The organism is Porphyrobacter sp. YT40, from assembly GCF_006542605.1.
In the GTDB taxonomy this organism is placed as follows: Bacteria; Pseudomonadota; Alphaproteobacteria; order Sphingomonadales; family Sphingomonadaceae; genus Erythrobacter.
Genome location: NZ_CP041222.1, coordinates 3,591,591 through 3,603,880 on the forward strand (window position 1 = coordinate 3,591,591; position 12,290 = coordinate 3,603,880).

At 66.7% G+C, this 12,290-nt stretch carries 16 protein-coding genes; all 16 read left to right on the plus strand.

Translation table 11 applies throughout. From position 1 onward, the window contains the following. Positions 1-64 precede the first annotated feature (64 nt). Entirely contained in the window at positions 65-1,063 is a 999-nt protein-coding gene (locus E2E27_RS16805; RefSeq protein ID WP_141461112.1) for an AAA family ATPase, read from the plus strand. Next, a complete protein-coding gene (locus E2E27_RS18835) occupies positions 1,060-1,218 on the plus strand; it encodes a hypothetical protein (protein ID WP_181443490.1) in 159 nt (52 codons plus the stop codon). The genes E2E27_RS16805 and E2E27_RS18835 overlap by 4 nt, the downstream gene beginning before the upstream one ends. Next, positions 1,218-1,925 (plus strand): regulatory protein GemA, encoded by a 708-nt coding sequence (locus tag E2E27_RS16810; protein ID WP_141461114.1) that lies wholly within the window; start codon positions 1,218-1,220, stop codon positions 1,923-1,925. The genes E2E27_RS18835 and E2E27_RS16810 overlap by 1 nt, the downstream gene beginning before the upstream one ends. Beyond that, a complete protein-coding gene (locus tag E2E27_RS18840; protein WP_181443491.1) occupies positions 1,922-2,074 on the plus strand; it encodes a hypothetical protein in 153 nt (50 codons plus the stop codon). Before E2E27_RS16810 ends, E2E27_RS18840 begins: the two co-directional genes overlap by 4 nt. Next, positions 2,071-2,271: a DUF2614 family zinc ribbon-containing protein gene (locus E2E27_RS16815; protein ID WP_141461116.1), complete on the plus strand. Its 201-nt coding sequence runs from the start codon at positions 2,071-2,073 to the stop codon at positions 2,269-2,271. The genes E2E27_RS18840 and E2E27_RS16815 overlap by 4 nt, the downstream gene beginning before the upstream one ends. Beyond that, the gene (locus tag E2E27_RS16820) at positions 2,268-2,642 is read left to right on the plus strand and encodes a hypothetical protein (protein ID WP_141461117.1); all 375 of its coding nucleotides are present in this window, start codon (positions 2,268-2,270) and stop codon (positions 2,640-2,642) included. Before E2E27_RS16815 ends, E2E27_RS16820 begins: the two co-directional genes overlap by 4 nt. A 59-nt stretch (positions 2,643-2,701) precedes the next feature. After that, the gene (locus E2E27_RS16825; protein ID WP_141461119.1) at positions 2,702-3,292 is read left to right on the plus strand and encodes a lysozyme; all 591 of its coding nucleotides are present in this window, start codon (positions 2,702-2,704) and stop codon (positions 3,290-3,292) included. Then, on the plus strand, positions 3,292-3,912 hold the full coding sequence (locus tag E2E27_RS16830; protein WP_141461120.1) for a hypothetical protein: 621 nt from the start codon (positions 3,292-3,294) through the stop codon (positions 3,910-3,912). Before E2E27_RS16825 ends, E2E27_RS16830 begins: the two co-directional genes overlap by 1 nt. Further along, entirely contained in the window at positions 3,909-6,533 is a 2,625-nt protein-coding gene (locus tag E2E27_RS16835; protein ID WP_141461122.1) for an SGNH/GDSL hydrolase family protein, read from the plus strand. The genes E2E27_RS16830 and E2E27_RS16835 overlap by 4 nt, the downstream gene beginning before the upstream one ends. A 49-nt stretch (positions 6,534-6,582) precedes the next feature. Then, positions 6,583-7,017, plus strand: coding sequence for a hypothetical protein (locus tag E2E27_RS16840; RefSeq protein WP_141461125.1), 435 nt, complete (start codon positions 6,583-6,585; stop codon positions 7,015-7,017). After that, the gene (locus E2E27_RS16845; protein ID WP_141461127.1) at positions 7,014-7,415 is read left to right on the plus strand and encodes a hypothetical protein; all 402 of its coding nucleotides are present in this window, start codon (positions 7,014-7,016) and stop codon (positions 7,413-7,415) included. The genes E2E27_RS16840 and E2E27_RS16845 overlap by 4 nt, the downstream gene beginning before the upstream one ends. Continuing rightward, on the plus strand, positions 7,412-7,732 hold the full coding sequence (locus E2E27_RS18845) for a VpaChn25_0724 family phage protein (RefSeq protein ID WP_181443492.1): 321 nt from the start codon (positions 7,412-7,414) through the stop codon (positions 7,730-7,732). Before E2E27_RS16845 ends, E2E27_RS18845 begins: the two co-directional genes overlap by 4 nt. Before the next feature lie 4 nt (positions 7,733-7,736). Further along, positions 7,737-8,345 (plus strand): phage protein Gp27 family protein, encoded by a 609-nt coding sequence (locus E2E27_RS16850; protein ID WP_181443493.1) that lies wholly within the window; start codon positions 7,737-7,739, stop codon positions 8,343-8,345. After that, positions 8,342-9,901 carry a phage terminase large subunit family protein gene (locus E2E27_RS16855; RefSeq protein ID WP_141461131.1) on the plus strand — a complete coding sequence of 520 codons (1,560 nt, stop codon included), beginning with the start codon at positions 8,342-8,344 and terminating at the stop codon, positions 9,899-9,901. Before E2E27_RS16850 ends, E2E27_RS16855 begins: the two co-directional genes overlap by 4 nt. A 112-nt stretch (positions 9,902-10,013) precedes the next feature. Beyond that, on the plus strand, positions 10,014-11,672 hold the full coding sequence (locus E2E27_RS16860; protein ID WP_141461133.1) for a DUF935 domain-containing protein: 1,659 nt from the start codon (positions 10,014-10,016) through the stop codon (positions 11,670-11,672). A gap of 3 nt (positions 11,673-11,675) precedes the next feature. Beyond that, on the plus strand, positions 11,676-12,275 hold the full coding sequence (locus tag E2E27_RS16865) for a hypothetical protein (RefSeq protein WP_141461135.1): 600 nt from the start codon (positions 11,676-11,678) through the stop codon (positions 12,273-12,275). Positions 12,276-12,290: the final 15 nt, after the last annotated feature.

The following is a 12,290-nucleotide window of genomic DNA, read 5'->3' on the forward strand; positions in this document are numbered from 1 at the left end:
GCGCGGGGCCAACGCCAATCGCCCCCGCGCATCAGTCCCACTGAAGGAACGAAAGGACACATAGATGGCAACCAGAGCACAGGAAACCCTCACCGGGGTGGTGGAGCAGCAGGGCGACATGACGCCCGAGGACCGCTTCATCGAAGAGCAGATCGAGTGGCTGAAAGCGCACAAGGCGGAAACCGGCGCGAGCTTCACCGATATCGCCAGCTGGACCGGCATCGCGCACGGCACGGTCAGCAACCTGCTCGGCAAGGGCTATGCGGGCAACCGCAAGCGGTACGCCGACATCATCGCGAACTACCGCCAGACGCTCTCCGCACAGTCCGAGCTGGTAGCCGACCTGCCCGAGAAGCCGGGGTATTTCGAGACGCCCACCAGCTCGGCGATCATGACCTATCTCCAGTGGGCGCAGCGCGGCCGCCTGGTGCTGATCGTCACCGGTGCGGGCCTTGGCAAGACGCAGACAGCGCAGAACTTCCTGCGCGATAACCACAACAGCTTCATGGCGACGATGACCCCGTCGTCCAGCGGCATCATGACCATGCAGCAGCGGGTGCTGCGCGCACTCGGCGAAAAGCAGGCGGTGGGCTCGCCCGCCCACCTGTCCGACATGATCTGCGACAAGGTCCGCAACCTGCGCCACGCGGTGCTCATCATCGATGAGGCGCAGCACCTCTCGATCAAGGCTCTCGACGAGATCAGGGGCTGGCAGGACGAGACCGGCGTGGGCATCGCGCTGATGGGCAACGAGCGGGTGCAGCAGTCAATCTACGGCATCAGCCGTGCGGCCGACTTCGCCCAGATCTTCAGCCGCATCGGCCTCAGCCTGATCCGCCCGCGTGCGGTCGAGGGCGATGCCGAGGCGCTCGCCGCCGCATGGGGCATCACGGACGCCGCGATGGTCGCCTTCGTACGCGACATGGTCAGCAAGCCGGGCGCGCTGCGCGGTGCTACCTTCGCGCTGGAGGTCGCCCACCTGATGGCCGTGACGCAGGGCACGGCGGTGACGCTCCAGCATCTGCGGAATGCGTGGAAGCAGAACACCAGGACGGTTCAGTGACCCGCCTCCTCGACCTCTACCGCCAGACCGCGCGCGAGCTTGATGCCGCGCGCGGCCCCGGCTCCGCCCGGTCCGAAGCGATCGGAATGATCATCACCCTCGGCCTCTTCGCGATCCTCGCGATCGGTGTGGCCGCAATCACGGGAGACGCCTGATGGCCCTGTCCCTCGCCTCGACCGCGCCCGCGCGGCCGGCCCGTTTCGATCCCCGCGCCAAGCGCCGCAACGCCATGCTCGGCAAGGTCCATGTCGCCCGCAAGGCGCTGGCCCTCAACGAAGACGATTACCGCAACATCCTGATGCAGGAGACCGGCCACGATTCGGCCAAGCACTGCACCGAGCAGCAGCTCGAACGCGTGCTGGGCCGGTTCGAGGCGCTGGGCTGGAAGCCCTTGCCCAAGGCTAACGGCAAGGGCGTTGCCCAGAACCCGATGGCCCGCAAGGCGCGGGCTCTGTGGATCTCGCTCTACCATTTGGGCTGGGCGCGCAGCCGGGACGAGAAGTCACTGGAGGCCTTCGCAAAGCGCCAGATCGGGTGCGAGCGGCTCGTCTGGGCCAAGCAATCCGATGGCTACAAGCTGATCGAGGCTCTGAAGAAACGGGCCGAGATCGAGGGTTGGGCGCAGACCGATGCGAGCGGCAACAACCTCTCGCCCCTGAAGCTCAACGAAGGGCTGTGCGAGGCTATCCTCGCCAAGCTGGTGAAGATCGGCGAGGCGCGGCCGGATTGGACGCTTAACACCGCCGCGTGGCGGCTGTGCGGCGTCGAGCTGGGCGCGGAAGGCCCGATGGGGGCGGAGGACTACCAGACCCTCGCCCAGCAGCTGGGCGCGAAGCTGCGCGCCGCAGGCGGTGCGGCATGAGCGCGCCCGAGTGGTTCGACACCATCCCCGGCCTCGTCGGGTTCGGGCGGATTACCGCCACTCGCCGCGCGTTCCGCAGCATCTTCGCCACGATGCTGCCAGTCTCGATCACGCTGGAGTTCTTCGGGGAAGGCGGGGTGCTGTCATGAACGCCCGCACATCCTTCGAGCGGATCGCCCCGCTGTGCTACCACGAGGGCGAGACCAACCGCTGTCCGCAGTGCGGCAACAAGGGCTGGATCGTCGGCCGCATGTCGGCCGAGTGCTCGCACTGCGAACACCCGCTGCCGCTGGCGCAGGCCACGATCACCGGCGCGCCTGCCGATCAGGACACTGCCAGCCAGTGACCGAAGCCTTCCCCTCGACCGGATCGGCCGTGCTGGACGAGATCGCTGCGGTGATCGGGCCGAAGGCGGCGCTCGACTTCGCGGTCGAGTTCCGGGGTGAGCGTGTCTACATCCCGCAGAACCCGGCGCGCGAGCCGCGCATTGCCGAAGCGATCGGCGAGGAGCTGGCCCGCAAGCTCTGCGACACGATGTTCCGGACGATCGTGCGCGTGCCGATGCGGGCGGTGCTGGAGCACAAGGTCAAGCAGCTGGCCGACGAAGGCATCATGACGCGGCGCGAGATCGCACGCCACTTGCGAATTCGCGAAGGCCGGGTCTATGAGATCCTCGAACGCGCCCGCAAGGAACAGGACCAGCTGCGGCTCTTCTGACGGACTTGCTACGCGGGCGGAGGTAACGCGCCCGCGCGATCCGCCGTTAGGCGCGGATCATGACCACCGCCCTCCTCTCCGAACGCATCCTGCTCGAAGTCGCCGAGCATGAAGGCCTCGTGCTCGAAGCCTACAAGTGCAGCGCGGGCGTGCTGACCTGGGGCTTCGGCGTCACCAATGCCAGCGGACACAATGTCGATCGCTACGACACGACGCGCTTGGGCCATCGCTCCAGCATCGAGCGTGCCGTCGAGGTGTTCGAATGGCTGCTGCGCACCAAGTATCTGCCCGAGGTGCGGCGCGCCTTCCGTGGGCGTGACCTCACCGAGTCTCAAACCGCTGGCGCGCTCTCCTTCCACTGGAATACCGGCGCGATCGGGCAGGCCGACTGGGTGCAGTCCTTCCTTCTCGGTCGGCGCGAGCGCGCCTGGTCCGAGTTCATGAACTGGTCGAAGCCCAAGGAAATCCTCGATCGCCGCAAGGCCGAGCGCGCGCTGTTCTTCGACGGGCGCTGGTCGCAGGACGGCGTCGTGCTGATGTATGATCGGGTCAATCCCAAGGAGCCGCGCAACCCGGTCTGGCGCAGCGCGCGCGAGATCTACATCCGCGACGAAGTCCGCGTCGCGCTGCGCAAGGCGGGCGCGGCCTGATGTGGCTCGCCTTCAAACTCTTCGCCTCGGGCGCGCTTGATGCGGTTCTGAGAGGCCTCTCGGCAGCGCTTAAGTGGCTGCTGGCGGACTGGCGCAACGCGGTGATTGCGGCGCTCGCGGTGTTCGCTGCCTTTCACCAGTTCATCCTCAACCCTCGGATGAGCGCGCTGGTCGCCCAGCTTCAGACCAGCCTCACCGCTGAGCAGGCCGCGCACCTCGGCACCGTCAACGCTTTCCTCGCCGCCAGCGCCCAGGCGCAGGCCGACGCCGAGGCCAATGCCGCGCGCGTCCGCGCCGAACAGGAGACCATCACCCATGCGAAGCTCGCCGATTACCGCGCCGATCTTGCTGCTCTGCGCGCTCGCTTTGAGCGCCTGCGGGCGCGAGACGCCGCCGCAACCGATCCCCGCCGTGCCGACCCAGCTGGTCTGCCCCAGCTTCCCGCCACCCCCGGCCGAGCTGATGCAGCCCCCGCGCAAGATCGACTTCCTGCCGCCCGAGCGCTGAGCCTCGACGATGCCCTGATCGCCAGCGAGCAGGCGCTGCAGCTGCAGGCGCTGATCGACTGGGTCGCCGCGCAATCCGCCGTCCGCTTTACCCCCGAGGAGCCTGCCGAGTGAGCGACCTGCGCACCATCAGCCCCGATGAACTGCCCGAGCTTTCCGAGATCCCCGAGGGTCTGCGCGCCTTGGTGTTTTCGCCCAACGGGCCGCTGCAGGCGGTGCCTTACGAGCAGCTGCTGACCAAGCTGATCGCCACCAATCTCGCCAAGACCACCAAGGCCGCGCTCGATGCCGATCTGGCGCATCCGGCGGACAACGTGGCGCTGGTGTTCGGCGATCCGACGCCCGAGCTCAACGGCTGGTATCGCAAGCTCGGCGCATCGGGTGAAGGCAGCTGGGAGCAGTTCGAGGAGCTGGCGCGCAACGTCCGCATCGCGGCGCAGGCCGCCGCCGATCAGGCCGAAGGCGCGGTGACCGGTCTTGCCGATGCGGCGAATGAGATTGAAGGCCTCGCCAGCGACATTTCGGCCAATGCCCTGACCTATGTCCGCTCGGCGCAGAACCTTCGGCGCTCGGTTTCCACGCTGGCACTGACCGCCGGCGGCACCAACATCGTAATCGGCAGCAACTTCACAGCCTTTGCGCGCGGCTATCTTTGCGGCACCGACTTCGCCGCCGGGGCGAATATCGACGGCGTGCGGTTCATGGGTGACGCGCCCGTCATCACCGCGACTCTTATCGAGCGGCCCGCAAACGTGGCAAACCTTGAAGCGTTGCCCTTCTCTGCGGGGGACGTGACTGTTGCGACGGCGACCGTCACCAGCGCGGCCTACAAGGCGGGCGGGTTCTTTGTGCCTGTGCCGCGCTATCCGGCGCGGGCGGGGTTCTATTACCTTGCCGTGATCGAGTGCTTTGCAGCTGACGGCACCACTCGCACGGCTTCGACGATGCGCTATGCGACCGGGGTGAACGGCCCACAGTGGCAGGAAGGCTATGTCCGCATCGGCACGGCGGGATGGTCGAATTACAACAACACCCGCTATCTCTCGGTCGGGCTGGTCACCTCGCCGCAAACCGAAGACGTGGCGACCGCGCTGTCGCAGGCTCGGCGCTCGCGCCTTGCCCAGCAGACGGCGGACTATCGGCAAATGGTGCTGCGCAACGTCAATGCGCTTCGCGGCGATTGCGGCTTCGATCCTATTGGTGCGGGGCTGACGTATCGGTTGAGCGGGGACAGCCTTGCCGAACAGACCATCGGCCCGCCCGCGCGCACCAGCACCAATGTGGTGGGGGCGCTGGCACCCGGCGCTTCCGTCTCGAACATCGGGATCGGCGGGCGGACGACTGCGCAAATCCTCGCGCTGATCCAAGCGGACAATGTGACCAACCCCGCGCGCGCCTCTGGCACGAACATCAGCAACGGCTCGAACAATGACGAGAACGCGGCGACCTATGTGACCACCCGCGCGAATGTGGACGCTATCATCGCGACCTTTACCGGGCAGTGGGCCTTCGCGGTGGGCGGCTCTGAGGCGGCGGGGGCAGCGCCTAAGCAGCAGCGCCTGTTCAGAGAATTGCGTGCGGCTCACGGCGCTCGCATCTATGATTGGGAAGCTCTTTGGCGCCAGAATGAGGCGCTTGCCTCCGACGCTCGCCTGACCGTCGACGGGACGCACTTCAACAGCCTTGGCGCAACCCTGCTCGGCTTTGAGCAGACCCGGCTGTTCCGCGCGATGAACGGCGGCGCGCCCTATGTTCATGAAGAAGTGCTCCCGATTCGCCCCAAGGATGCGGCGGGCACCTTGCTTTCCACCGGGCTGATCCTTGGCACCGTGTCGCAGGTCTACCGGACAGCGGGCGATACTTCTGACGAAGCCATTGCCATCAACCCTTCGACCGGCGCGATCACGCGGGGCGCGGGCGAGATCACCCCGGCGCTGGGCTCGCGCGAAATCATCATGCGTGCGGCCAACTTCCGGGGCGGTCATGAGGCGCGCAAGACCTTCCTCTTGGCGCAGGACGCTGGCGACACCCTGCCGCGCCATGACATCGAGTTTCTGGGCGGCTCGAATTATCAGGAAATCCAGTTGGTCCCGCCTGATACGGCGGTCAACACGACCGACGCGGTCCTTCCCAACACCACCCGTCTCAGCTTCGTCATGTTCATGCGCGTGACGCGCGGTCTCGCCGGTTCCTTTGCCGGTGTCGATAGCTTCGACGGGGCAAACATTTACAGTCCGCGCGTGCGGCTGCGCAATACCAGCTCGGTGCAACTTGGCGGCGCGCCAACGTGGGCGCTCCCCGCCGATCCCTTCGCGATCAACGCCTATTTCGTGTCGATTGATACCGTGGCGGGAACCATGACCATCGCGACAAACGAAACCAGTTCAACCATCGCGCTCACGGCGGACAGCATTCCGGTCAACCTGGCCAACATGCGCCAGCTTTTCGGTGCGCCGAGCCTGCCGCTTTCCGGCTGCGCGCTGCGCAGGCTCATGCTGTTCACCGGACACGCCTTCGACTTCACCAACGCGGCCAAGCGGGCGCTCTTCTATAACCCGGCAACCTTTCTGCCCATCGACACGGGCGGCGCGACCATCGACGGGCAGACCGCAATCATCGACATCTACGGGCGCGAGTTCGACTGGAACCAAGGCATCAATCGAGGTTCGCTCGGAAACCTGCTGCCCGCGCGCTGGGCTGGCATGGAGCGCATGGGCGGGAGAGAACTCCCTTGACCTGCCGCCGCCACCTCAACCGCGCCTGCCAGACCCGTTTGGCTGCGCTGTGACGCTCGACCTCACCTTCCGCGAGTTCCTGGTCGGATGGCTGCCGACCGTGGCGGCCGTCGCGGTCACCCCGCCGCCTTCACCCGCGCTTGGCCACATGTTCCTTGTCGATCTCGGCGGGGTGCCTGTGCCGGTGGTGACCTGCCTGTTCGCGGTGCTCGGCATCGGCCTGTCGCGGCTGCTTGCCCGCCGCACCGAGGCGAAGCTCGGCTGGCCCAGCTTCATCGCGGTGACCGTGATCATGCTGGTGGTGGCGCTGCTCTGGATCATCGAGAGCCGCCCCTCCTGGCTTTACGCTTTCGTCGTTTCGATCGGGCTGGGCTTCTCCGGCTATTCGCTGATCGAGCTGTTCGGCGAGCAGGTCCGCAGCTTCGTTACCGACATCTTCGACAAGGCCCGGTCGACCATCGGCCGCAAGGGAGACGACACGTGATTTCCAACCCGCTCGAAATCTTGATCATCATCTTCATTCTGGCGGGGATCAGCGTCGTGATCTGGCTGGGCTGGAAAGGCGGCGCGGCCAACCCGGTCACCACCGGCAATCTCGACCAGCGGCTCCAGTCCTTTGATGTCGAGCTGAGCGGCGTGCGCTCGCAGGTCGACCAGATCGAGGAGCGCGTGGAAACGATCGAGGGCCACTACGCCAAGGCCTCCGACATCGAGCGGCTTGAAAAGCAGCTGCGCACCCATGCGCGCAAGATGGACAAGGTGATCGAGGATATCAGCGCCATCCGCGAGGAAGCTGCCGAGCGCGGCGCTCTGGCCAAGTCCACCGCCCGCCAGCTCGATCTCATCTACGAAGTGATTGTCGAGAAGGGGATGAACGCGTGAGCCTCGCCGCCGCCGCCGCCGCCAAGCTGCTCACCATCCAGCGCCTCGCGGTGCTCCAGCTGCTGGCCGATCAGCCCAGCGGCTCGGCCAACGACGCCAGTCTTTGCGAGGCGTTGAATGCGCTCGAGCACATCGTCAGCCGCGATCGCATGCGCGAGCTGCTGTTCTGGCTGCAGGGTCAGGGCGCGGTTCACCTGCTCGACCGCCGCATGGAAAGCGGCCTCGTCGTCGCCACCCTTACCGAGCGCGGGCACGATATCGCGCGCGGCCGCAGCCGCATCGCCGGTGTTGCCGCGATCGACACGGGGGAGGATTGATCCTGTGGTCAGCGCCCGCGCAGCAAAGGAGGCCCGTCGCCGGGCGGCGCTGAAGAAGAGCACGCCGAGCTCGATCGACAAGCTCGATCCCGAGATCCGCGAGGTGATTGCCCAGCTGCGCGTCGACAAGGGCTTCACCATCGACGAGATCCGCGCCGCCCTGGTCAAGGTGATCGGCGAAGAGCGGGTGCCGAGCCGATCGGCATTGGGCCGCCATGTGCGCGGCCTGGCCGAGATCTCGGCCGACCTGCGCGAAACCCAGATCTATGCCGAGGCGCTGGCCAAGGAAGCGGGCGGGAAGCACGGGCACCAGCTGCTCGACATGAACACGCAGCTGCTGCAGGCGAACATGTTCAAGCTGATGCTGGCGGAGAAGGACGGCGAGGGGATCGTGCTCAGCCCCAAGGAAGCCAAGGAATTCTCCGAGGCGCTGCGCAACATCGCCCTGACCCGCAAGACGGATCTGGAGGTCATCGCCAAGGCCAAGCAGCAGGCGGCCGAGGAAGAGCGGCTGAAGAACGCCGAGCAGGCGACACAAGCGGCGCGGGCCAAGGGGCTTTCCAAGGACACGGTCGATGCGATCCGCCGCGCCGTGCTGGGAAGCGACCAGTGAAGCTGTCGCCTGAAGATCAGGCCGCGCGTGACGCGGCCATCCGCGAGCGCGAAATCCAGGGCGATCGCGCCGCGGCCGAGGCTGCGATCATGCGCCTGCCCAAGGGCGATCTGCTGCTCGGCTACCAGCAGCGCACCGTCGATCTGCTCTTCGCTGGCACAGCCCTGCTGGTCATCGAGAAGAGCCGCCGTATCGGCCTCACCTGGGGCGTGGCATCCTTTGCCGCGCTAAAGGCGGCCGCCAGCGTCGAGGCTGGTGGCCAGAACGTCTGGTACATGGGCTACGACAAGGACATGACCCTCGAATTCATCGAGGTCTGCGCGATGTGGGCGCGCGCCTTCGGCCTGATCGCGGGCGAGCTTCAGGAAGAGGAAGTCCTCTACGTCGACGACAATGGCAGGGAGCAGGGGGTCAAGGCCTTCAGTATCCGCTTCGCCTCGGGCTTCCGCATCACCGCGCTGCCGTCCGTCCCGCGCGCGCTGCGCGGGAAGCAAGGGATCGTCATCATCGATGAGGCGGCGTTCCACAAGAACGTGAACGAAGTGATCAAGTCGGCGATGGCGCTGCTGATCTGGGGCGGCCAGGTGGTGGTGATCTCCACCCATGACGGGGTCAGCAACCCGTTCAACGTGCTGCTCGGCGAGATCGAGGCTGGCAACCGCGCCGGCGAGACGATGAAGATCACCTTCGCCGATGCCATGGCGGATGGGCTTTACGAGCGGGTCGCGCTGGTCGCCGGGAGCAAGGGCACCCAACTGCCGCCCAAGGACGAATGGGAAGCCGGCATCCGCGCCGCCTATGGCGATGATGCCGAGGAGGAGCTCGACTGCGTTCCCAAAACCGGCGCGGGTTGCCTCATCAGTCTGGAAGACATCATCGCCTGCGAGAGCGAGGAGGCGGGACTGCCGGAACTCTACACGGGCGGATTGTGCTACGGCGGCCGCGACGTGGCGCGCCGCAACGATGGCCAGATCCAGCTGGTGGGCGAGAAGGTCGGCGACGTGTTGTGGGAACGCGATGGCTACCGCGAAGTCGGCCAGACCTTCGCGCACCAGGACGCCTGGTTCGATGACACCTTCAACCGCTTCCGCATGGTGCAGTGGCGTATCGACCAGACCGGGATGGGCGAGAAGGTGGTCGAGGATCAGCAGCGCCAGCACGGCGCATCCCGTGTCGTCGGCGTGCTGCTGACCGGACCCGAACGCATCAACCTCGGCTTCGGCCTGCAGCGCCTGTTTCAGGAGCGCCGCATCCGCATCCGCAAGAGCGCCCGCACCCGCGCCGATCTGATGGCGATCAAGAAGGTCGGCAGCGAGGAATCGGGCGGCATCCGAATGGTCAACGACGGCGATGTCCATGCCGACGAGTTCTGGGCCTATGCCCTGATGGCTCAGGCGATGGAGATGGCCGGCGCACTCTACGAATACCGCGGCGTCAATCGCGAGGGCCGCGCCACCGGCGGGCCGAAGCGGGGCGAGGAAGGCTGGCGTCACCCCGATGACGCCTCCGGCCGCGCCGCCAATGGCTCGCGCTTTCAGGAGCGCGGCGCGTGGTGAAGAGCCTCGACGGACTGCACCTGTGCGAGGAGTGCGGGCAGGAATTCCACCGCCGCGAGATGATCGGCGTGATCTGCCGCGACTGCCACGATTCTCTGGGAGACGATGACTGATGGCCAGCAAGCCGCCCGCCCTGATCATGCCCGATGGCCGCCCGCTGGTGAAGGACAACCTCGCCGTCGAGGTTGCTGCGCCTGCGCGCACCAGCGTGCGCACCATCCAGTCCGGCCACCCGGCGCAGGGCCTCACCCCGCAGCGCCTCGGCCGCCTGCTGCGCGAAGCCGAGGATGGTGACGCGGTCGCCTATTACGAACTGGCCGAAGAGATGGAGGAGAAGGATCTCCACTACCTCGCGGTGCTGCGCACCCGCAAGCTGGCGGTCGCCCGCCTGCCGATCGAGGTCGAACCCGCCGACGACAGCGCCGAGGCGAAGAAGGACGCCGCCCTGATCGAGACCTGGCTGAAGCGCGACATGCTCCAGCTGGAGCTGTTCGACATGCTCGACGCGATCGGCAAGGGCGTGAGCACGACCGAGATGGTCTGGGACATGAAGCCCGATCTGTGGCAGCCGTCGAAGCTGCACTGGCGCGATCCGCGGTTCTTCGAATTCGACCGGGTCAACGGCACCGATCTGCTGCTGCGCGGCGGCGAGAGCGGCGTGGGCGAGCCGAGCCCACTGCCGGCGGGCAAGTTCATCACCCACTACCATCCCTCCAAGAGCGGCCTGCCGATCCGCTCGGGCCTCGCCCGGATCGCGGCCTGGGGCTACATGTTCAAGAACTTCGCGATCAAGGACTGGGTGACCTTCCTCGAAAGCTTCGGTCACCCGCTGCGCATCGGCAAGTATGGCCCGAACGAGAGCGAGGAGAACAAGAACATCCTGCACCGCGCGCTGCTGGAGCTGGGATCTGATGCGGCCGCCGCCTTCCCTGAGACGATGTCGATCGAGTTCGTCGACCGCAAGGCAGGCACCGCGCCCAACGATCTGTGGCGCAGCCAGGCCGAATATATCGATGACCAGCTGTCGAAGGCGGTGCTCGGTCAGACCAACACCACCGATGCCAAGGCGGGCGGGCTCGGCTCCGGGCAGGCGCAGGTGCATGACGGCGTGCGCGGCGACATCGAGGACTTCGATGCGATGATGCTGGCGGGCACGCTTAACCGCGACCTCGTGGTGCCGATGGTGATGTTCAACCACGGACCGCGCAAGGCCTACCCCCGCTTGAAGATCGGCCGGCCGGACGAAGTCGATGTCGCGGTCGAGATCGACAGCGCGGAAAAACTCGCCAAGCTTGGCGTGCAGATCGATGGCGAGGAGATGCGAGAGCGCGCGGGGCTTCCGGCTGCCAAGTCACCCGAAACCGCGCTCAAACCCGCCACCCCGCCACAAATGGGCGAGAATGGCGCTGTCGGCGCTTCAGGCCCGGTGGCTCCGGAAAATCCGGCAACAGGCGTCTTAGACCCTCTTAAAACCGCCTCAGGGGGTAATCCGCCCGACCGGCCAGCCCTCAATTCGCAATCCAGCCCGGATGGTGACGCGATCGATGCGACGATCGACGAGTTCCTGTCGGACTGGGAACCGCAAATGGACGCGCTGCTCGCGCCGGTCGATGCGCTGATCGCCGAAGCGGGCGACCTGTCGCAAGTGCAGGCGCGGCTCAGCCAGCTGATTGGGGCGATGGACACCTCGGCCTTCGAGGAGCTGCTCGCCCAGGGCGGGTTTGCCGCGCGGATGATCGCGCAGGCTGATCGCGAAGCGGGAGATCAGTGACCCATGCCGATCCTGCGCGCCGACCAGTTCCCGATCGCCTTCGACTTCGCGCGCAGCGAGGCCGCGGCGGTGCGTGGGGCGGACGGCGTGGTGCGCACCCTTGCCGCCAATGTCCCGCGCTTTGATCATGACACCACAGGCAAGCCGCGCGGGCTGCTGGTCACCTCGGGCAGCGATATCGGCGGACAGGACCGAAGCGCCTTCGACCCGCTGATGCTGCCTGCCGCCCTGACCGAGGGCGAGGATCTGAAGGCGCGCGAGGCCACGGTCTATCATGCGTTCGTCCCGCTCGCCGCCTCGCAGACCGAGGGCGGCGTGTCGGCCGCCAGCCCCGAGCAGTTCGCCGCGGGGATCATTCGCCGCGCCTTCTACACGCGCGAGGCCGCCCGGCTGATCGACGCGCTGATCCGCAGCGCCGGGCATCACCTGGTCATCGGCACCCATGCCGGGTTCGCCGAGAACCGCGACGGCTTTGCCCGATATCGCGGCAAGCTGTGGCAGCTGCCGCTGGGTCTCGGCGCGGACGGGGCAGCGCTCAGCAGCGTGGAGCACAAGCCGCTGATCACTTCGGGCGCATTGCTCGCGCAGGAAGCCGGCAGCTGATGGGAGGTTCTGCAT